General features: G+C 69.4%; 18 protein-coding genes. 6 read left to right on the forward strand and 12 right to left on the reverse strand.

The features are described from left to right. Positions 1-22: 22 nt before the first annotated feature. A complete protein-coding gene (locus ACWF62_RS11360; protein ID WP_378569545.1) occupies positions 23-814 on the forward strand; it encodes a sigma factor in 792 nt (263 codons plus the stop codon). 86 nt (positions 815-900) lie between these two features. On the opposite strand, the gene ACWF62_RS11365 is transcribed toward ACWF62_RS11360, so the two are convergent. Further along, positions 901-1,881 (reverse strand): bile acid:sodium symporter family protein, encoded by a 981-nt coding sequence (locus ACWF62_RS11365; protein WP_378508725.1) that lies wholly within the window; start codon positions 1,879-1,881, stop codon positions 901-903. Positions 1,882-1,965: 84 nt separating this feature from the next. Here ACWF62_RS11365 and ACWF62_RS11370 point away from each other — a divergent pair, with 84 nt between their 5' ends. Next, a complete protein-coding gene (locus ACWF62_RS11370; protein ID WP_378569544.1) occupies positions 1,966-2,823 on the forward strand; it encodes a LysR family transcriptional regulator in 858 nt (285 codons plus the stop codon). A gap of 80 nt (positions 2,824-2,903) precedes the next feature. Here ACWF62_RS11370 and ACWF62_RS11375 read toward each other — a convergent pair whose 3' ends face one another. The 3 genes from ACWF62_RS11375 to ACWF62_RS11385 form a co-directional block, all read right to left on the reverse strand. Then, the gene (locus tag ACWF62_RS11375) at positions 2,904-4,022 is read right to left on the reverse strand and encodes an NDMA-dependent alcohol dehydrogenase (RefSeq protein ID WP_452630099.1); all 1,119 of its coding nucleotides are present in this window, start codon (positions 4,020-4,022) and stop codon (positions 2,904-2,906) included. Between the two features lie 29 nt (positions 4,023-4,051). Then, positions 4,052-5,482, reverse strand: coding sequence for an aldehyde dehydrogenase family protein (locus ACWF62_RS11380; protein ID WP_452630100.1), 1,431 nt, complete (start codon positions 5,480-5,482; stop codon positions 4,052-4,054). 737 nt (positions 5,483-6,219) lie between these two features. Continuing rightward, positions 6,220-6,690, reverse strand: a complete 471-nt coding sequence (locus ACWF62_RS11385) for a hypothetical protein (RefSeq protein WP_452630101.1) — start codon at positions 6,688-6,690, stop codon at positions 6,220-6,222. 546 nt (positions 6,691-7,236) lie between these two features. On the opposite strand from ACWF62_RS11385, the gene ACWF62_RS11390 reads away from it, so the two are divergent. After that, positions 7,237-8,181: a ScbA/BarX family gamma-butyrolactone biosynthesis protein gene (locus ACWF62_RS11390; RefSeq protein ID WP_452630102.1), complete on the forward strand. Its 945-nt coding sequence runs from the start codon at positions 7,237-7,239 to the stop codon at positions 8,179-8,181. Here ACWF62_RS11390 and ACWF62_RS11395 read toward each other — a convergent pair. Continuing rightward, on the reverse strand, positions 8,151-8,792 hold the full coding sequence (locus ACWF62_RS11395; RefSeq protein ID WP_378569540.1) for a ScbR family autoregulator-binding transcription factor: 642 nt from the start codon (positions 8,790-8,792) through the stop codon (positions 8,151-8,153). The genes ACWF62_RS11390 and ACWF62_RS11395 overlap by 31 nt on opposite strands. 44 nt (positions 8,793-8,836) lie before the next feature. Here ACWF62_RS11395 and ACWF62_RS11400 point away from each other — a divergent pair, with 44 nt between their 5' ends. Further along, positions 8,837-9,736 carry an NAD-dependent epimerase/dehydratase family protein gene (locus ACWF62_RS11400; protein ID WP_378508653.1) on the forward strand — a complete coding sequence of 300 codons (900 nt, stop codon included), beginning with the start codon at positions 8,837-8,839 and terminating at the stop codon, positions 9,734-9,736. A 71-nt stretch (positions 9,737-9,807) separates the two neighbouring features. On the opposite strand, the gene ACWF62_RS11405 is transcribed toward ACWF62_RS11400, so the two are convergent. The 6 genes from ACWF62_RS11405 to ACWF62_RS11430 all read right to left on the reverse strand — a co-directional run bounded on the left by ACWF62_RS11405 (position 9,808) and on the right by ACWF62_RS11430 (position 14,863). Next, positions 9,808-10,323 (reverse strand): HugZ family pyridoxamine 5'-phosphate oxidase, encoded by a 516-nt coding sequence (locus tag ACWF62_RS11405; protein WP_378508652.1) that lies wholly within the window; start codon positions 10,321-10,323, stop codon positions 9,808-9,810. After that, positions 10,317-11,141: an ABC transporter ATP-binding protein gene (locus ACWF62_RS11410; RefSeq protein WP_378508651.1), complete on the reverse strand. Its 825-nt coding sequence runs from the start codon at positions 11,139-11,141 to the stop codon at positions 10,317-10,319. The genes ACWF62_RS11405 and ACWF62_RS11410 overlap by 7 nt, the downstream gene beginning before the upstream one ends. After that, complete coding sequence (locus tag ACWF62_RS11415) at positions 11,141-12,196, reverse strand: FecCD family ABC transporter permease (protein WP_452630104.1); 1,056 nt, start codon at positions 12,194-12,196, stop codon at positions 11,141-11,143. The genes ACWF62_RS11410 and ACWF62_RS11415 overlap by 1 nt, the downstream gene beginning before the upstream one ends. Next, the gene (locus ACWF62_RS11420) at positions 12,193-13,149 is read right to left on the reverse strand and encodes an ABC transporter substrate-binding protein (RefSeq protein ID WP_452630105.1); all 957 of its coding nucleotides are present in this window, start codon (positions 13,147-13,149) and stop codon (positions 12,193-12,195) included. The genes ACWF62_RS11415 and ACWF62_RS11420 overlap by 4 nt, the downstream gene beginning before the upstream one ends. Positions 13,150-13,301: 152 nt before the next feature. Further along, the gene (locus ACWF62_RS11425) at positions 13,302-14,267 is read right to left on the reverse strand and encodes a DUF1648 domain-containing protein (protein WP_452630106.1); all 966 of its coding nucleotides are present in this window, start codon (positions 14,265-14,267) and stop codon (positions 13,302-13,304) included. A 116-nt stretch (positions 14,268-14,383) separates the two neighbouring features. Next, entirely contained in the window at positions 14,384-14,863 is a 480-nt protein-coding gene (locus tag ACWF62_RS11430) for an SdpI family protein (protein ID WP_452630108.1), read from the reverse strand. A 185-nt stretch (positions 14,864-15,048) separates the two neighbouring features. Between ACWF62_RS11430 and leuS the strand changes: the two genes are divergently transcribed. Beyond that, positions 15,049-17,907, forward strand: coding sequence for a leucine--tRNA ligase (leuS, locus tag ACWF62_RS11435; protein WP_452630109.1), 2,859 nt, complete (start codon positions 15,049-15,051; stop codon positions 17,905-17,907). A 150-nt stretch (positions 17,908-18,057) separates the two neighbouring features. Further along, a complete protein-coding gene (locus ACWF62_RS11440; protein ID WP_378508643.1) occupies positions 18,058-18,432 on the forward strand; it encodes a nuclear transport factor 2 family protein in 375 nt (124 codons plus the stop codon). Between the two features lie 77 nt (positions 18,433-18,509). Here the strand turns inward: ACWF62_RS11440 and ACWF62_RS11445 are convergent, their stop codons facing one another. Continuing rightward, positions 18,510-19,079: a hotdog family protein gene (locus tag ACWF62_RS11445; RefSeq protein WP_378508642.1), complete on the reverse strand. Its 570-nt coding sequence runs from the start codon at positions 19,077-19,079 to the stop codon at positions 18,510-18,512. Between the last annotated feature and the right edge of the window lie 224 nt (positions 19,080-19,303).

Below are 19,303 nucleotides of genomic sequence, written 5' to 3' on the forward strand. Positions count from 1 at the left end.
TGGACGGGTGGGGAGGAGTCGAATGCCGCAGGACGACGCGGAACGGGTGGGGGCCCTGTACGGGGACCACGCGGCGCCGCTGTGGGGGTACGCGATGCGGCTGACCGGCGACCGGGTGCGGGCGGAGGAGGTCACCGGGGAGGCGTTGCTGCGGGCGGCGCGTAGTCCCGTGGTCGCGGGCCGGGATCCGCAGTTCGTCCGGGAGTGGCTGTTTGCCGTCGCCCGCCGCGTCGCGCAGGTCCCGGATACGGAGCGCGGTGAGCCTGCCGCGGAGGTGCCGCTCCGGGCGGACGCCGTCGGGGACCCTCCACCGGACCTGCTGCCGACCCTGCTCGGCCGGGTGGGCCCGCCGCCGCATCGGATCCGCACGGCAGCGACGGCGGTCGGGGTGGTCGCGGTCGCCACCGCAGTGGTTGCGGTGGTCGCACTGCTGCCGAAGCCCGAACCGACCGGACCGTCACCGACCATGCCGCAGGGTCCGTCCGCGCCGGTGACCGGTCAGCCGATGCAGCCGGTGGCCGCGTCCCCGGTATCGGCCGATGTGTCGGTGATCCAACAGGATTGGGGTTCGCGAATCGACGCGGTGGTGCGCTACCCGGCCCCGCCCGGCGGCGGTTTCGGCACCGACCCGTCCGGGTACGAGATGGTCCTCACCGATCACACCGGTGCCCGCACCACCCTCGCCACCTGGACGGCGGTGGCCGGTGAGACGGTGACACCGTCCACGTCCACCGAGCTGCCGATGCTGTGGATCACCCGCGTCGACATCCGGGCGGTCCCGGCGGACCGGGTGCTGCTGACGAGCACCTTCTGACCGCCGCCCTCCGCCCGTGGTTCCCGAAGGTCACATCCGCTCACCTGGCGACGCCCGATGTGACACGACGGAACCCTCGGCAGGGGTCAGGCGGTGACGGGGTCGGTGCGCCTCGCGTACCGCTGCGCGAGCGCCGCGCAGACGATCAGTTGGATCTGGTGGAAGATCATCAGCGGCAACACGATCAGCCCGATCGGCTGCCCGGCGAACAGCACCGCCGCCATCGGCAGCCCGGTGGCGAGCGACTTCTTCGACCCGCAGAACACGATGACGATCCGGTCCGGCAGCGAGAAGCCGAGTGCCCGGCCCGCGTAGGCGGTCGCGGTCATCACGATCGCCAGGATCAGGCAGCACACCGCGACCAGCGCGACGATGTTCCAGGCGGTGAGCCCGTCCCAGGCGTGCTCGACCATGCCCGCGCTGAACGCGGCGTAGACGACGAGCAGGATCGAGCCGCGGTCGACGAGCTTGGTCGGCTCGGCGTACTTCTTGAGGAACCCGGTGACCCACGGCCGGATCAGCTGCCCGACGATGAACGGGATCAGCAACTGCACCACGATGTCGACGATCGACGACGCGTCCACGTGTGCCTCGCCGGTGGTGTTCATCAGCAGGATCACCAGCAGCGGGGTGAGAAACACGCCAAGCAGGTTGGACGCGGACGCGCTGACGATCGCGCCGGCGACGTTGCCGCGGGCGATCGAGGTGAACGCGATCGACGACTGCACCGTCGACGGCACCAGGCACAGGTACAGGATCCCGGTGTACAGCTCGTCGGTGAGCACGGTCGGCACCAGGATCCGCAGGGCCAGGCCGATCAGCGGGAACAGCACGAAGGTCGACGCGAACACCACCGAGTGCAGCCGCCAGTGCTTGAGGCCGTCGAGGGCCTCGCGGGGGTGCAGCCGGGCGCCGTAGAGCAGGAACAGGAACGCGATCGCGATCTTCGTTGCCCAGTCCAGGACGGTGGCGCCGGTGCCGGACGCCGGGAAGATGCTGGCGACGATCGCCACCGCGATGATCGACAGGATGAACCCGTCGATGTAGAACCTGCTCAGAAACTTCACCCGACCACGGTAGTTCGACAGTCCGCTATCGGAGAAGTCGATCAGAGTGATTACTGGCATCGCGAAACGTGATAGATATCGGGGATGCTCGATCCGGTGCTGCTGCGTTCGTTCGTCGCCGTCGACCGCGAGGGCGGCTTCACCGCCGCGGCGGCCGTCCTCGGGCTGAGCCAGTCGACGGTCAGCGGTCACGTGGCGCGGCTGGAGAGGTCCGTCGGCCGGGAACTGCTGCGCCGGGACACCCGCAACCTGGAACTGACCGCCGACGGCGCCGCCATGCTCGGCTTCGCGCGCACCATCCTGGACGCATCGCAGCAGGCGGAGGCGTACTTCGCGGAGTCGGAGATGTCCGGGGTGCTGCGGTTCGGCGCGTCCGATGACCTGGTCGCCGCGCAGCTGCCGGAGGTGCTGCTGGAGTTCCGCCGCAGCCACCCGCGGATCGACCTGGAGCTGACGGTCGGGCTCAGCGAGACCCTGGGTGCGCGGGTCGCGGCCGGTGAGTTGGATCTGGCGTTCGGGATGCGCCGACCCGGTGAGCGGCACGGCGAGCTGGTGTGGCGGGACCGGCTGGTGTGGGCGGGATCTCCCGCCGGCGACCCGGTCGAGGAGTCCGGACCGGTGCCGCTGGTGACCTATCCCCCGCCGTCCATCACTCGCCGCGCGGCGATGGAGACCCTCGAACGCGCCGGGCGGGTGTGGCGGACGACGTGTGTGACGGACAGCCTGCTCGGGTTGCGGGCTGCCGTCCTCGCCGGGCTCGGGTACATCGTGCACGCGGAGTCCGTGCTGCCGGACGGCCTGGTGCCGCTGCCCGCGTCGGCGCTGCCCGATCCGGGCGACGCCGACTTCGTGCTGATGCGCCGCCCCCGCCCCGCCTCCGGCCCGGAGGCGGCGCTGACGGCGCTCATCGTCGCCAACGAGCGCCGCCTGCGCCGCACCTGACCCCTGCCGGGGGTTCCCTAATGTCACATTGGCTCACTTGGTGATACCTACTGTGACATTAGGGAACCCGCGGGTTGGGGTCAGAAGCGGATGACGCCGCGCAGGTTGCGGCCCGCGTGCATGTCGTCGAATCCCTGCGCCACCTCGTCGAGGGTGTAGGTACTGGTGACGAGCGCGTCGAGTTCGAGCTTGCCGGCGGTGTACAGGTCGATCAGCCACGGGATGTCGGCGGACGGGGCGGACGCGCCGAACAGCGATCCCTGCAGCCGCTTTTGGTACAGCGTCAGTTCCATCGGGCTAATCGGGATTCCGACGTCGGTCATCTTGCCCAGCCCCGTAACCACGCAGACGCCGGCCTTGCGGATCGCGGAGAACGCCTGTGCGATGTGCTCGCCGGTGGTGACGCCGACGGTGACGATCGCCGCGTCCGCGCCCTGACCGTTGGTCAGCGAGCGGGCCACGTCGGTGGCCTCCTCCATCGTCGAGAACGCCTGGGTGGCACCAAACTTCAGCGCGCTTTCCCGCTTGAACGCGACCGGGTCGACGGCCAGGATGTGCGCGGCACCGGCGTGCGCGGCGCCCTGGACGGCGTTGATGCCGATGCCGCCGACACCCATCACGATGACGGTCTGGCCGGGGTACACCTGCGCCGAGTTCACCGCGGCGCCCCACCCGGTGCCGACGCCGCAGCCGAGGAGGCACAGCGTCTCCAGCGGCAGGCTCTTGTCGTGGACCTTGACGGCGGAATCGGTGCTGACGGTGGTGTACTCGCTGAACGTCGACAGCCCGCAGGTCTGCGCGACCGGCTGGCCGTCGAGGCTGAGGCGGAAGCTCGTCGGGTCGTCGGGGCGGCTGCCGGTCATGATCGCCGCGCCCCGGTCGCACAGGTTCTGCATGCCCTTCGCGCACCAGCGGCAGCGTCCGCAGCCGGAGACGAAGGAGAACAGGACGTGGTCGCCCTCGGCGAAACCGGTGGTCTCCGGGCCGACCTCGACGACGACGCCCGCCCCCTCGTGCCCGCCGCAGATTGGGTAGACGCCGACGGCGTGGTCGCCCTTGGCGATGTGGTCATCGGAATGGCACAGGCCGGAGGCGACCATCTTGACGGTGATCTCGCCGCGTCGGGGCGCGTCGAGATCCATCTCGACGACCTCGTAGCGGCCGGGGGCGCTGCGGATGATGGCACCGCGAGTCTTCATCTGCACTCCTTCACAACGGAATCGGTGGGCTACGGGGTGACCTGGGCGGACATCATGTCGCGGAAGTGCTCGCCGTAGGGCGGCAGCATCCCCCATTCACCGCGCAGGTCGGGGCCGGCGGACCGGTAGACGGCGCGGGCGTGGCTGAACTCGAGGAAGCCCTCGCGTCCGTTGTAGTGCCCCATGCCGGACGCGCCGACGCCGCCGAACGGGGCGTCCTGCAGGCCGGGATGCATCATCACGTCGCCCACCGTGACGCCGCCGGACAGGGTGCGGTCGACGACGGCGGCCTGCTCGGCGGTGTCGGTGCCGAAGTAATACAGCGCCAACGGGTTCGGACCCGCATTGATCGCGTCGATCACCTCGTCGATGTCGTCGTAGCCGAGCAGCACCAGCGCGGGGCCGAAGACCTCCTCCCGACGGATCACGGCCTCGGCAGGCGGGTCGATCACCATGCGCAGCGGGCGACGCCGATTCGACTGCGGGACCGCGACGTCCGGTGCGGTCTCGATGCGGGCGCCGAGCTGGGCGGCGTCGGCGACGTACCCGTCGACGCGGGCGGCGTGCCGGTCGTCGACGATCGCGACGACGTCCGGGTTGTCCTCCACGGTCGGATGGAGGGCGGTGTAGGCGGCGCGGAGTTCGTCGACGAAGTCGTCGAGCCGGTCGGCGGGCACGTACACGGTGTCCGGGCTGACGCAGATCTGGCCGCCGTTGGTGGACTTGCCGACCGCGATGCGGTGTGCGGCGTCGGCGAGGTCGGCGCCGGCGCCGATGATGGTCGGCGACTTGCCGCCGAGTTCGAGGGTGACGGGCACGAGATTGGTTGCGGCGTTGGCCATCACCAGCTTCCCGACCGCGGTGCTGCCGGTGAAGACGAGGTGGTCTAACGGCAGCGAGGTGAGCGCGTCCGCGACGTCGGGTCCGCCGGTGACGATCGCGAGAACCTCGGAATCGAACGCGGCGGTGACCGCGTCGGCGAGCACCTCGGCGGTGCGCGGCACCAGTTCGGACGGCTTGAGCACCGCCCGGTTGCCCGCGGCGAGGGCACCTGCGAGGGGGCTCATCAGCGTGTAGACGGGAGCGTTCCAGGTGCCGATGATGCCGACCGAGCCCTTCGGCTGGTGGATCACCTCGGCGGTCGCGCCGAGTTGGTCGTAGGGCGCGAACACGGGACGATCGTCGAAGGCCATCCAGGTGTCGAGGTGGTCGCGGGAGTATTTGAGGGCGGTGATCGAGCCGACCACGTCGTTCATCAGCGAGTAACCCTCGGGACGTCCGCCGAAATCGACGTCGAGGGCCTTGGCCAGGTCGTCGGCGCGGTCGACGAGTAGGTCGATCACCTGCTGGATCCGAGCCCGACGCTCCGCGGCGTCGGGCACCCCGGCGGCGATCCGGGCCGTCCGCTGACGATCGAGGATGGTCGAGATCTGTTCGTGCGCTTCGATATTCCGATCCATTGTTCGGACGTTATGACGTGGGTAACGTCACATCAGGGTGGTTCCCGGTGGCTGGGACTCGCCCCACAGCCCAGTCCGGGGTCTGTGTCAGATATGAACTGACACAGACCCCGAACCGTTGCTTTGCAAACGCGCGTGCTAGCCGCTCGCCGATTCTGCGCTCGACCAGCCAGCACCCTCAGCGGACGCCGAATCCAAGCCGAAGAGCGTGATGGTGAAGAGGGAGGAAATGTGATTCACCATTCCACCCCAGAAGTCTCCCCACATGTTGTTTCCTTTCGAAGGTTAGGACAGAGCGACAAAGAACTCGGTGACCGGACCGGCCATCGGGATCCAGCTCTGCCAGACCAGACTTACCAAGTCTGCGGAAAATGCCTGCATGACAGCTCCTTCCTAAACCTTGATGCCGGTCGAAAGTTCGATCGGCGCGACGATGATGCCGTAAAACAGCATGGGCAACATCTGCTCGAGCGTTTCTCCCAAAGAGGAAGTTGATTCGGCTGCGGATCCCATTTCGCTACTCCTCACTCGAGTAGGTGGAGGACATGGTGTTCAGACCATCGGCCGACCCGGATAGTCCGGGGGTAATGCCGGTGACCAGGGCGTTGAGGGCTCGAAGAAACTCGGCCAGCATCAGGACTCCTTACTGTGTGGACTGGCGTCTAACTCCCACCCGTCGAAGGTGGTTGGTGTGGTACCCAGGCATGTTGCCTGGGTACCACCACACCTTGAAGGTGTTACGGAACAACGATGTTGAATCCCGTCGCACCTGTCAGGCCGACCTGATGATTCTGGAAGTCGGCTTGGTAGATGCCCGTCGGGTGCGAAACGGCGATCGGCGTTACGCCAGCTGTGGTCAGGGTAACGTGCCCGCCGCCGAGAATGGTGGCAACGAGTCCCGCGTTACCTTGAAGGCAGTACTGGCCGTTGCCGTTGGTCGCAACGGCGGGGAAGGTGGTCGACGTACCTGTTGACGACACAAGTGTTCCCACGACCTGGACTCCCTCGGCGACGACAGCGTCGTCCGGGACCCCGCTGTTCGGTGAGGGATGGTTGTCTGCGAGTGGTGCACCACTGTAGACAGTGCCGCACAGCTGGTGTGCACCGGCGCTGGGGTCTGCGACGACGGCATGCGCAACTCCGGCGCCAAGCAATGCCGTGGCGCCGATCATTGCGGCGAGGGTCGAGATAGACTTCCTGGTACCCATGTCAAACCTTCCGTTTGACTTGCGATTCGGTAGTACTTGTTGTGCGGCTCGAGGATTGCCTCGGTTTGCACGCCCACCATTGCTGGTTTGATACTCCGCAAGGAAAACGGCTGTTCCCCTATCGGCAGCTCGTTGACGGGATGCCGGATCCCGTAGGGAACGCAGACATCCGATACCCCGCGCCAGGTCTCCTTCGCGAAGGTTGGTTGTCCACGGCGCTCCTCGATGTTCTGAGTTGTTACTGGTCACACTCAGGTATGTGGTCGATCTTCAATCGATCTGACTGGGCAGAGTACTCATCGTGCGGTCGCGTGTGTGCGAAACGGGAAAATAACCGGGGGACCGGTATGTGAGCGGATGTCCAGGTGATCGGCTAGTGCTGGACTATGTGGATTCGTAGTTGCGTGAGAGTCGTGTCCAGCCGGGTCCTGACCTGCCCTCTGTCAGAACTTGGGGCGACGTGGCTGGTGCCCGTGACCGTGTCGGCAAGTTCCCGCGTTGCACAAAAGTGCACGAATCGGATCCGCGCGCCCTATTCTTCGTGAGATGTTGCAGCCGTTGAGTTTTGACCGGACAGTGTCGAGGCAGCTCGTGCACCGTCAGGCGGTTTCCGAGGTGTACCTCACGGACAGTGCGCCATCTGGCACGAGCGAAAGGTTCGACGTTGGTGCGCAGTGGCCACGGCAGCATGCGTTCTACCACAGCTGTGTAGGTCGGTACGACACCATGCTCCTGGCGGAGACCCTCCGACAGTGCGCCATCTACGTTGCGCACCGGCATTTCGCGGTGCCGCTCGACCGGAAGTTCACAATGCAGAGGATGCACGTCGATGTGAACCTCGATCGACTGCTGATCGGCCGTCAAGCCGCCGAAGTCACTCTCAGTTCCCGGGTGACCGTGCAATCCCGCAATCGCCGTCACCCGACGGCGTTCACTGTCAACGTGGACTTCCAACTCGACGGACGGGTCGTCGGTAGCGGCGTCACCGCGGCGAATGTTCTCACTACCGACCAATACCGGCGCGCCCGCTGGCGCGGCGACCGCGACCCGGTCGTCGGTCAGGTACCGCTGCCGCCACCCGTTGCACCCAGCAGAGTCGGCGTCGCGGATCACGCAGCCGTTGCCCTCAGTGCACATCCATCCGGTTCCGATCGATGGATGCTCCGCACCGACCTCACCCACCCCGTGCTGTTCGACCACCCCTCCGATCACGTGCCGGGCGCGGTCCTCCTCGAAGCTGCGCGTCAGAGCGCCCGGCTAGTGCTCGGAACCCCCTGCGCGGACGTCGAATCGATCGACCTCGAGTTCCAGCAGTTCGTGGAGCTCGACGAGCCCACTACCGTCACCGCTACTCCGGCCGTGGGAGGAGAGGACGCCGTCACCGTCGACTTCGCCCAGTGGGGAGTCACCAAGGCCCGCGGCACGGTGCGGCTCGAACCGCTCCGCGCCGCCGCCTGCCGTCACGCCGTGGCGGAAGCCCACCGCGCATGACGGAACCGGTCGATCTTGTGGCGACGCCGCGGCGGCACGATCGACGGCAGCAGGAAGCCGAACATCTGGTCCAGCCGCTCCGCCAGATCGGAACGCTGAGTGAGCACGTTCGCCACCAGCTGCACGCCGGTGAACGCGCCGACGAAGTACCGGGCCAGCTCGGCCGGGTCGACGGTGTCGAGGACGTCGCCTTCCTCGATCGCCTTCCGGAACGTGCGCTCGCACGCCTCGATCCAGTCCAGATACGGCTGCGGCGGCCCCACCTCCGCGCTCGCCTCCAACGTGAGCCGGATCCCGGCCCGCACGATCGGATCCTCCACGATCTCCCGCGCCATCTCGTGCGAGAACATCACCACCTGCTCCAACGCAGGCGCATCCGATTCCAGGATCGCCGCGACCGCCCGCATCGAGATCGCGTGCTGCTCCTCGATCACCACCGTCGCGAGATCGTCCTTCGACTTGAAGTGGAAGTACAACGCGCCCTTGGTCACTCCGGACTGGTCGACGATCTCCGACAGGCTGGCCCGCTCGTATCCCGCCTCGTCGAACCGTTCGGCGGCCGCCATCAGGATCTGCTGCCTGGTGACCACTGCCCGTTCCTGCCTGACCACTACGACAACCCTCTCTCGGTTCGACTGCGGACCGGACGTCCACGGTGACGACGCCCGGCGCCTCCGGTCACGGTGACGGTGCTCGACGCGTCGCGGTGGTGGGGGCGTCCGGCTTCATCGGTGCCGCCACTCTACGGGCTCTCCTGGCATCGGGGCACCGGCCAGTCGCGATCACCCGAACCGCGCCCCCGGCACCCGAACCGGATGCCAGGTATGTCCGGTCCGACGTCCCCGACCGGGAGGCGCTGCTCGCGGCGCTGCGTGGCGCTGACGCGGTCGTGCACGCCGTCAGCTACACCGGCCCCGACGAACAACATTGCCGCGCCGTCAACCTCACCGGAACGGCGAACGTCCTCGCCGCCGCCGACACCCTCGGCATCACCCGCATCGTCACCGTCAGCACCGTCGGCGTCTACGGCCCCGGACCGTTCCGCGGCATCGCCGAGGAGGATCGGGAGCCGAACCCGGTGACGGCCCTCAGCGCCACCCGCGCCGCCGCGGACCGTCTCGCCCGCGATGCGGGCGGCACCGTCGTCCTCCCCGGCTTCGTGCACGGCCCGGGCGACCGCTGGTTCGCGCCCGGGCTGCGGCACCTGCTCGGCACGCTCGGTGCGTGGGTCGACGACGGGACCGCCCGGCTGTCCACCATCGCGTTCGACGACCTCGGCGCGCTGATCGCGCACCTCGCCCGCACCGCCACCGACGTCGACCGCGGCGTACTGTTCCACGCCGCCAACGTCACGGCTCGCACGGTGCGGGAGTTGGCAACGGACCTGTCGGGCAGGGACTTCCGGCCGCCCACCGAGTCCTGGTCGTACGACGACGCGCTCGTCCGGGCGGCCGGCGTCGGGCTCACCGAACGGCAGATCGACCTGATCGGCCGCGACCACACCCTCGACGGGACGCGGCTGCGGCGGCGCACCGGGCAGCGGCCACACCGTTGACGCCGTGACCTCTGCCGTGCCGGTGGCGCCGACACCCACCGGCACGGGGTGTCGGTGGCCGCCCGGTCCGGTCAGGCGTTCTGCGCGGCGCCCGGCTTCTTGTCGATGACGACGTGCTCGAAGCGGCTGCCGTCGAAGCTGACCTCGAAGGCCTTGCCGAAGCCGACGACGTAGCGGCCGGCGCGCGGGGTCAGCCGGAACAGGTGGAAGTCGAGGCCGCGGAGCAACTGGACCATCTTCGGGTTGGTGCTCTCACCGAACTTCTCGAAGACGCCCTCGTTCCCCTCCTCCGGCTGCTGCTCGACGTCGCAGACGAAGCTGGCCCGCTCGACCCCGAAGATGTTGGCGGCCGTCGACTCGTCGCCGTGGATCATCACCCGCGCGGTGTCCGCGTCCCGCAGGTACCGGTAGTGGTCGGCGACCTCGCTGACGTAGACGTACAGGGCGCCGTCGTCCGCGACGAACGGGGCGATCGACTGGAACGGCTCCCCGGTCTCGTCCTTCGTCGCGATGACGACGGTCTTGCGGGTGGCGAGGAAGTCGCGGTAGCCGGTCAGCGACTTCTCGAGTTCGGTATCGGTCAGCATCGGTTCTCCTCGGGGGTGGGGACATTCGCGGCAATGGTCCATTGCCGCCGGACCAGGTGAATTCGGGGGTGGCCGGTGCCGGGATGCGCCTGCACCTCGGCCTCCATGCCGTACACGTCGCGGATCAGGTCGGGGGTGAGCACCGCGGCCGGGGCGCCGTCGGCGACGACCCGACCCCCGGACAGCGCGACGATGCGGTCGCTGAACGTCGCCGCCTGGTTCAGGTCGTGCAGCACCATCAGCACCGAGATGCCCAGGGTCCGGTTCAGCGAGGTGACCACCTCGAGCACCTCGTGCTGGTGCGCGATGTCGAGGTAGGTCGTCGGCTCGTCGAGCAGCAGCACCCGCGGCCGTTGCGCGAGAACCATTGCCAGCCACGCCCGTTGCGCCTCGCCGCCGGACAGCTGCGACACCGGACGCTCCGCGAGAGCCTTCAGTTCGGTGTGCGCGATCGCCCAGTCGACGGCCTCCCCGTCGTCGGCGGTGGACCGTTCGTACCAGCGGCGGTGCGGGTGCCTGCCGTAGCCGACGAGTTCGCGGACCGTCATGTCCTCTGGCGCGGTGTTCTTCTGGTTGAGCATGCCGATCGCCCTGGCCCGCCTGCGGGCCGACCACGACGTCAGGTCCGCACCCTCCAACAGGACGGCTCCGGTGCGCGGGGCGAGCCGGCCGCTCAGCGCCTTGAAGATGGTGGACTTGCCGGACCCGTTCGGCCCGATCAGGGTGACCACCTCGTTCGACCCCACCGCGATCGAGACGTCGTCGACGATCCGCTTGTCGCCGTACCAGATTCCCAGGCCCCGCCCCTCGAGCAGCATTACCGCGCTCCCTGTCGACGCATCAGGTAGAGGAAGTAGGGGGCGCCGATCGCCGCCATGATGATGCCCGCGGGGATCTCGGTGGGGCTGAACGCGGTTCGCCCCACGGTGTCCGAGATCAACACCAACAGGGCGCCGACGGCGATGCTCATCGGGATCAGCACGGCGTGATTCGAGCCGACGATCATCCGGGCGATGTGCGGGACGACGAGGCCGACGAAGCCGATGATGCCGACGGCGGACACCGCGATCGCGGCCAGGAACACCGCAACCAGCGACAGCAGGATGCGGGTGAGGTTCACGCCCTCGCCGAGGTTGCGGGCGACGTCGTCGCCGAGCCGCATCACGTTCGCCGAGCGGACGCACAGCAGCGAGACGGCGAGACCGATCGCGATGTAGGGCAGGATCATCCAGACCGAGCTCATGCTCTTCGCGGCGAGGCTGCCGTTCATCCACTGGATCGCGGCGGGCAGGCGTTCGCTGTAGCGCAGCGACAGGAACGCGATGAACGCGCCCGCGAGCGCGTTGACCGCGACACCGGCGAGGATGATGTTCAGCGGTTTGATGCCATCGCGCCGCCATGCCAACGCGTACACGATCGTCGCGGCGACCACGCCGCCGACGAAGGCGGCCACCGGGATCATCGAGTGGTAGGCGGGGGCGGCCAGCAGGATCACCAGGACCAGGGCCGCGGCCCCGCTGGTGACCCCGGTCAGCCCCGGATCCGCCAGCGGATTGCCCATCACCGTCTGCAGCAGCACACCCGAGACCGCGATCGCCGACCCCACCAGCAGCGCCAGCAGGACCCGCGGCAACCGCACGTCCCACACGATCGTGTCGAACGACCCCGGCTCGCCCGCCCCCGACAGGATGGCGAGGATCTCCGCGGGCGAGATGTGCACGCTGCCCAGGCCCAGGCTGACGACGGTGGCCACGGCGAGCAGGATCCAGGCGGCGGGCAGCGCCCACCGGGACCGGCCGCGGGCCGGGGCCGACCCCGCGGTCGACGGGTCACCCGCGGGCGGCGCGGCCTTGACGGTCGGCGGGGCGCTCACGGGGTGAGCACGCCCGCGAGGGTCGGCACGGCCTGGTCGAGTCCGGTCACCGAGGTGTAGCCGAAGGTCGCGTAGTCGAGGACGTGGATGCGGTCGTTCGCGTACGCGGGCAGGCTCGTCCACGCCGGGTTCTTCGCGACCTCCGCATCGAACGCGGCCTGACCCGCGGCGACGTCGCCGGAGCGCAGCACCAGCACCACGTCCGGTGCCGCGGCGATGATGTTCTCCAGGTTCACCGCGCTGAAGGTTTCCGTCGCGCCGAGCGCCGAGTCGGCGATGTTGTCGGCGCCGGCCAGCTGGATCAGGCTGCCGAGGAAGGAGTTGTTGTTCATCACCATGAAGGAGTCCGCGGCGCCGATCAGGACCAGCACCTTCTCGCCCGGGGTCCCGGACTCGGCGAGCCGCGCGGCGTGGGTGTCCATCGTGGCCAGTACCTCGGCGGCGCGGTCTTGCCGGTCGAAGGCCTCGCCCAGCACCTGCACCGCGAACCGCAGGTCGCCGAAGCTCTCGGTCTCGAGGTAGGCGCCGGGGATGCCGGTCGACGTCAGGGTGGCCGCGACCGCCTCCCGGGCGCCCTCGGCGGCGACCACCAGGTCTGGGCCGAGGCTGACGATCTTCTCCACGTCGAGCGCCTTCACGGTGCCGATGCGCGGGACGGCGTCCAGCGTCGTCGGCAGCTGCTGCGTCGTGGTGGACGGCACGCCGGCGACCGGGACACCCAGCAGGGTGAGCACCTCCGCCAGCGGCACCGACGCCGTGACCACCGTGGCCGGCGGGGTCGCCGGGAACTGCGCGAGGGCCGCGTCCCGGCGCGCGGTGTCCTCGGCGGCGCTCGCGGTGCTGGTGGCGGCGGCCGCGGTCGACGCGGGCGCGTCGCTGCCGCAGGCGGTGGCCCCGGCGAGGGCGGCGAGGCAGACGAGGGCTGCGGCGATCGGCGTGGAACGGTGTCGCACGGGGGTGCACTCCTCGGGTGGGCGGCGAAGCTCGGCAATTAGGTGAGGGTACCCAAATGCAGGGCAGCCTGCGCTAAAGAGTTCGTCGCGGACCCTTGAGCTGTCAAGTCGGGGTCCCACGCACGGCGACAGTTTCCGGCCGGTGCGGCCGCCTACCCGTGTCGACGGTCGGCGAGCGCGTTGAGCGCACCGGCCATCGCCGGCGCCCGATCCGTGGTGACCGTCAGCCGCTGCCCGTTCGCGGCGGTGAAGACGAGAGCAGGCCCGGTCTCGGTGACGACGCCGTAGTTGCCGCGACCCTTGGCCCGCAGACCCCAGCCACCGAAGTCGCGGAACGGCGCCACCTCGGTGACCTTCGCGCCCTCGAGCTCGTCGACGCCGTACCCGAGCGCGCACATGCCCATGTTGAACACCCGCAGCCCCGACTCGTCGACCACCACCCGGAACCGCAGCAGCCCGATCACCAGTGCGCTCACCGGCAGGAACACCGCCATCAGCCACCACGACCCCGCCAGTCGGCACAGCCCGACCGTCACCAGGGCGGCGACACCGACCAGCACCGCCGTGGTGCCGGTCCCCAGGCCGACCCGGGCCACGATCGGCAGGTCCACGGGCCCGCGCGGCAACCGGGCGTCGGGCGCCGCGACCGCCGACCGCCGTTCCCGATGGTCCCGCAGCAGGGACGCCCCGACCACGCCGACCGCCCCACCGACCAGGATCCCGACCACGATCGTCGTGGTGGACAGTCGCGCGTCGGCCGGATCGGTGAGGTCCAGATTCGCGGCCAGCAGGCCGAGCCACAGCGTCAGCATCAGCCCGGTGACGGCGGACCCCACGATGAGCATGGTGCGGCGCATCATCAGCATCGCCTGCGCGAGCGCGGCGACCGCGCTGGAGCCGCCCCCGACCAGGACGATGACCAGCACGAACGTCCATGCCGCCGACCCGGTCGCGGTGAAACTGTCGGCGCTGCCGTCCGCATTCCAGTGGATTGCCAGGGCGTCCGGCAGCCGCGGTCGCCACATCCGTGCCGTGACGAGGACCGTCGCCGCGGACAGCAGCGGCAGTCCGATTCCAAACGCCACCCCGGCCGGGTCGAATGCCCGCGATTCGCTCATGGCCGGATTATGCGCTCCGCGCCGGTGTGGCCAGCGGCGAACTCCGCTGCGCTCCGCGCCGGTGCGTGATTCTTACCCCCATGAGGGTAAAGATCACGCACAGTCGCCGGGGTGAGTTAGTGCGGCAGGCAGGCGCCCTTGAGGGAGCAGGAGCCGCAGGAGTCGGTGCCGCAGTCGGCGGCGGCCGCGGCATCGGCGTCGACAGCGGAGGTGGCGGCGGGCGCAGCGTCGTGCCCGCACCCGCAGGCGTCTCCGCACCCGGCGGGAGCTGCCGCCGCGGCGGCCCTGGCTCCGATGGCGCCGCCGTAGCCCGCGGTCATCAGGGCGGCGACGACGGCGACCGCCGCGACCGCGAGGCCACCGACGGTGGGCAGGGCCAGCGCGCCGACCCCGCCGATGACCAGCAGCAACGCGGCCGCGGCCAGCGTCGGCCCGGCGATCCGATTGGCGAGGGTGAAGGTCTCCTCGGAGGCGAGGGTGTCGGGGGTGCGGACCCCGGCCCAGCGGTTGCGCGGCAGTCGCCCGGTCATCCCGGCGACCGCGACGCCTCCGACGACGACGGCGACGACGAACAGCACGCTTGCAACGATGAGCACGACCACCAGGGTACGTCGGGGGCCGTCCCGTGGGCGTCCGAGGGTGACGCCCTAAGCTGGTCTCGGGAAATCCTGCCCGGAATCCGGGCGCGGACGCCCCTGACCGCGGAGCCCGCGGCGACCGGCCGCAGCCGTGTCCACCCTCGCAGGCTCCTCAGACCCCCGCGCAGAGAAGACAGCGAACAGTGACCGAGTCAGTGCAGCAGCCAGGCGGCGACGCGACCCCCCAGCACCGCTACACCGCGGACCTCGCGGGCCGTATCGAGGCGCACTGGCAGGATCAGTGGCGCGAGCGGGGCACCTTCAACGCCCCCAATCCGGTCGGCGATCTCGCCGGTGAGCTGCCCGCGGACAAACTGTTTGTGCAGGACATGTTCCCGTACCCGTCCGGTGCGGGCCTGCACGTGGGTCACCCGCTCGGCTACATCGCGACGGACGTGTTCGCCCGGTTCCACCGGATGAACGGGCACAACGTGCTGCACACCCTCGGGTACGACGCGTTCGGACTGCCCGCCGAGCAGTACGCGGTGCAGACCGGCACCCACCCCCGCACCACCACCGAGGCGAACATCGCGAACATGACGCGGCAGTTGCGCCGTCTCGGTCTCGGGCACGACGAGCGCCGGTCCGTCGCCACCACCGACGTCGACTTCTACCACTGGACGCAGTGGATCTTCCTGCAGATCTACAACGCCTGGTACGACACCGAGCTGAATCGGGCCCGCCCGGTTGCCGAGTTGGAGGCGGAGTTCGCCGCGGGCACCCGCTCTCCCGCCGACGGCCGCGCCTGGGCGGACCTGTCGGCCGCCGAGAAGCATGCCGAACTCGACTCGTACCGCCTTGTCTACCAGTCGGATTCGATGGTCAACTGGTGCCCCGGACTGGGTACGGTACTGGCCAACGAGGAGGTCACCGCCGACGGACGCTCCGAGCGCGGCAACTTCCCGGTCTTCCGGAAGCACCTGCGGCAGTGGATGATGCGGATCACCGCCTACTCCGACCGGCTCACCGACGACCTCGAGTACCTGGACTGGCCGGAGAAGGTCAAGTCCATGCAGCGCAACTGGATTGGACGCAGCCAGGGCGCCCGGGTCAAGTTCGCCGCGCACCGGGAGCACGCCTCCGTTGCCCCGGACTACGACATCGAGGTGTTCACCACCCGCGCCGACACCCTGTTCGGAGCCACCTACGTCGCGCTCGCCCCCGAGCATGACCTCGTCGACACGCTCGTCGCCGACGTGTACCCCGACGGCACCGACCCGCGCTGGACTAGTGGCGCTGCGACCCCGACCGAGGCGGTCGCCGCCTACCGCGCCGCGATCGCCGCGAAGTCGGACCTCGAGCGGCAGGAAAGCAAGGAGAAGACCGGCGTCTTCCTCGGTTCCTACGCGGTCAATCCGGTGAACGGGCACAAGGTTCCGGTGTTCATCGCCGACTACGTGCTCACCGGGTACGGCACCGGCGCCGTGATGGCCGTGCCCGGCCACGATCACCGCGACTGGGAGTTCGCCACCGAACTGGGCCTGCCGATCGTCGAGGTCATCGCGGGCGGCGACGTCACCGAGGCCGCGTACTCCGGCGACGGCCCGCTGGTGAATTCCGACTATCTCGACGGGCTGAGCATCGCCGAGGCGAAGAAGGCCGTCATCGCCCGACTCGAGGCCGACGGCCGCGGCGAGGGCACCATCCAGTACAAGCTGCGGGACTGGCTGTTCGCCCGGCAGCGGTACTGGGGCGAGCCGTTCCCGGTCGTCTACGACGAGCAGGGGCTCGCGCACGCACTGCCGGATTCCGCGCTGCCGGTGGAACTTCCGGAGGTCGAGGACTACGCCCCGGTGTCCTTCGACCCGGACGACGCGAGCTCCGAGCCGTCCCCGCCGCTGGCGAAGGCGTCGGACTGGGTGAACGTCGAGCTCGACCTCGGCGACGGCATGCAGAGCTACCACCGCGACACCAACGTGATGCCGCAGTGGGCGGGCAGCTCCTGGTACCAGCTGCGCTACATCGACCCCACAAACTCGGATGCGTTCTGCGCCAAGGAGAACGAGCAGTACTGGATGGGTCCGCGGCCGGAGCTGCACGGCCCGAACGATCCCGGCGGCCTCGACCTGTACGTCGGCGGCGTCGAGCATGCGGTGCTGCACCTGCTGTACTCGCGGTTCTGGCACAAGGTGCTCTTCGACCTCGGGCACGTCAGCTCGTCCGAGCCGTACCGACGCCTGTACAACCAGGGCTACATCCAGGCGTACGCGTACACCGACAGCCGCGGCGTGTACGTGCCCGCCGCGGACGTCGTGGAGGAGGGCGGCAAGTACTTCTACGAGGGCGCCGAGGTTAACCGCGAGTACGGCAAGATGGGCAAGTCCCTGAAGAACGCCGTTGCGCCGGACGAGATCTGCGACGACTACGGCGCCGACACGCTGCGCGTCTACGAGATGTCGATGGGCCCGCTGGACACCTCCCGGCCGTGGGCCACCAAGGACGTCGTCGGCGCGCAGCGGTTCCTGCAGCGCGCGTGGCGCACCGTCGTCGACGAGGAGACCGGGGCGCTGCGCGTCACCGACGCCGAGCCGACCGAGGACACCCTGCGGGCGGTGCACCGGGCGATCGACGGGGTCACCGCCGACTACACGGCGCTGCGCGACAACACCGCGATCGCGAAGCTGATCGAGCTGACCAACCACCTCACCAAGGCGTACCCGGACGGGGCGCCGCGGGCCGCGGTGGAGCCGCTGGTGCTGATGCTGGCACCGGTCGCGCCGCACGTCGCGGAGGAGCTGTGGTCCCGGCTCGGTAACGAGATCTCGCTGGCGCACGGGCCGTTCCCGACCGCGGACGAGAGGTGGCTGGCCCTGGATTCCGTCGAGTACCCGATCCAGGTCAACGGCAAGGTTCGCAGCCGCATCACCGTTGCCGCGGACGCCGACCCGAAGACCATCGAGGCCGCCGCCCTCGCGGACGAGAAGATCGTCGCGTTCCTGGAGGGCAACGCCCCCCGCAAGGTGATCGTCGTCCCGGGCAAGATGGTGAACGTCGTCAAGTAGGCGAGCCGCCGCATCCGATGAATGGGGGTTCATGCGTCACGTCCGGCAGGCGAATGACCCATGAACCCCCATTCAACGGGCGGCGGGGCGCGTGTCGTGCCGGTACTCTTCGATTCTGAAACGTGTTCTAGAAATCGAAGGGAAACCGGCATGGCACCGTCACGCGAGAGCATTCAGGCCACCATCGAGTCGTACGTGAAGTCGGTCGCCGGGGGCACCGTCGACGACGTGCTCGCGCTGTACGCGCCGGGCGCGACCGTCGAGGATCCGGTCGGCACCGAGCCGCGCACCACCGAGGCGGCGCTGCGCGAGTTCTACGGCATCATCGAGCCGCTCGAGCAGACCGTCGAGCTCGGCATCGTCAAGATCGCCGCCGACCACGCCGCGTTCAACTTCACCCTCACCACCCACATGGGTGAGCAGAAGGTCGAGATCTCCGTCATCGACGTGATGACCTTCGACGACGACGCCAAGATCACCAGCATGAAGGCGATCTGGGGCCCCGAGGACATGGTCGCCCGCTGACCAACCCGAGGTTCCGTAATGTCACATTGGGGAACGTCACGTGAGCCAATGTGACATTACGGAACCCGAACGGGGTGTCAGGCGGCGCGGGCGAAGGTGGCCCAGGCGCGGGCCGCGATCCGTCCCCCGCCCGCGACGGCGGTGAGCACCACGTCGATGCGCGGCTCCCCGTCCGCGGTGTACTCCTGCAGCACCTCCCCGGTGCAGGAGAGCGCCTCGCCCGCGGCGACCGGCTCGACCAGCCGGGTCCGGAACCGGCGGACCGACTCGGCGCCGAGCCAGTCGGTGGCGTAGTTCGCGAGCAGCCCGACGGCCGCGGTGTCCCCGCCCGACCCCTGGGTCCAGGCGTCCGCGATCAGCCTGCCGTCCGCGTCCCGGTACTCGGTGAGGCGGTCGTGGTCGCCGTCGCGGACGGTGACCCGGAGCAGGTCGCCCGCGCGGGGAGGCAGCCCGAAGAACCGGCAGTCGCGTTCGAGCGGCAGGTCGTGCCCGCCGGCGACGGGGTCGGTGCCGCACAGGTAGGTCGGGGGGACGACGGGCCGGGAGTCCCGGTAGGCGGTGTTGGTGCACCCGGTCGCGTCCGCGAACGCGCGAATCCTGTCGGGGTCGACGACGAACCGGCCGTCCTCGTGCTGCAGGGTCTCCATGCGTTGCCTCCGATCGGTGCCGATGACCGACGCTAGGCCCGGCGCCGCGCAGGCCGTCGCCCGGTTCCCGCTGATCGGGAGCCCGGCACTGTCGCTTCCGCCCGCCGACGTCGGCCGGAAACCGGGCTGGCCGCCGAATACCGGGAGCGAGCCCACTGACCGGGACAGCGGATGGCATAGTGCCTGCTGGCACTCGATCCTGTCGGGGCCCGTTTCGTCAGGAG

The organism is Rhodococcus sp. NPDC054953, assembly GCF_053609225.1.

What these genes read in the sequence shown, in the direction of transcription:
- ACWF62_RS11410 (WP_378508651.1), bottom strand. Translation starts at nt 11,141, where the DNA reads ATGCTGCTCGAGGGGCGGGGCCTGGGAATCTGGTACGGCGACAAGCGG.
- ACWF62_RS11440 (WP_378508643.1), top strand. Translation starts at nt 18,058, where the DNA reads ATGGCACCGTCACGCGAGAGCATTCAGGCCACCATCGAGTCGTACGTG.
- ACWF62_RS11425 (WP_452630106.1), bottom strand. Translation starts at nt 14,267, where the DNA reads ATGAGCGAATCGCGGGCATTCGACCCGGCCGGGGTGGCGTTTGGAATC.
- ACWF62_RS11370 (WP_378569544.1), top strand. Translation starts at nt 1,966, where the DNA reads ATGCTCGATCCGGTGCTGCTGCGTTCGTTCGTCGCCGTCGACCGCGAG.
- ACWF62_RS11405 (WP_378508652.1), bottom strand. Translation starts at nt 10,323, where the DNA reads ATGCTGACCGATACCGAACTCGAGAAGTCGCTGACCGGCTACCGCGAC.
- ACWF62_RS11360 (WP_378569545.1), top strand. Translation starts at nt 23, where the DNA reads ATGCCGCAGGACGACGCGGAACGGGTGGGGGCCCTGTACGGGGACCAC.
- ACWF62_RS11390 (WP_452630102.1), top strand. Translation starts at nt 7,237, where the DNA reads ATGTTGCAGCCGTTGAGTTTTGACCGGACAGTGTCGAGGCAGCTCGTG.
- ACWF62_RS11445 (WP_378508642.1), bottom strand. Translation starts at nt 19,079, where the DNA reads ATGGAGACCCTGCAGCACGAGGACGGCCGGTTCGTCGTCGACCCCGAC.
- ACWF62_RS11375 (WP_452630099.1), bottom strand. Translation starts at nt 4,022, where the DNA reads ATGAAGACTCGCGGTGCCATCATCCGCAGCGCCCCCGGCCGCTACGAG.
- ACWF62_RS11380 (WP_452630100.1), bottom strand. Translation starts at nt 5,482, where the DNA reads ATGGATCGGAATATCGAAGCGCACGAACAGATCTCGACCATCCTCGAT.
- ACWF62_RS11385 (WP_452630101.1), bottom strand. Translation starts at nt 6,690, where the DNA reads ATGGGTACCAGGAAGTCTATCTCGACCCTCGCCGCAATGATCGGCGCC.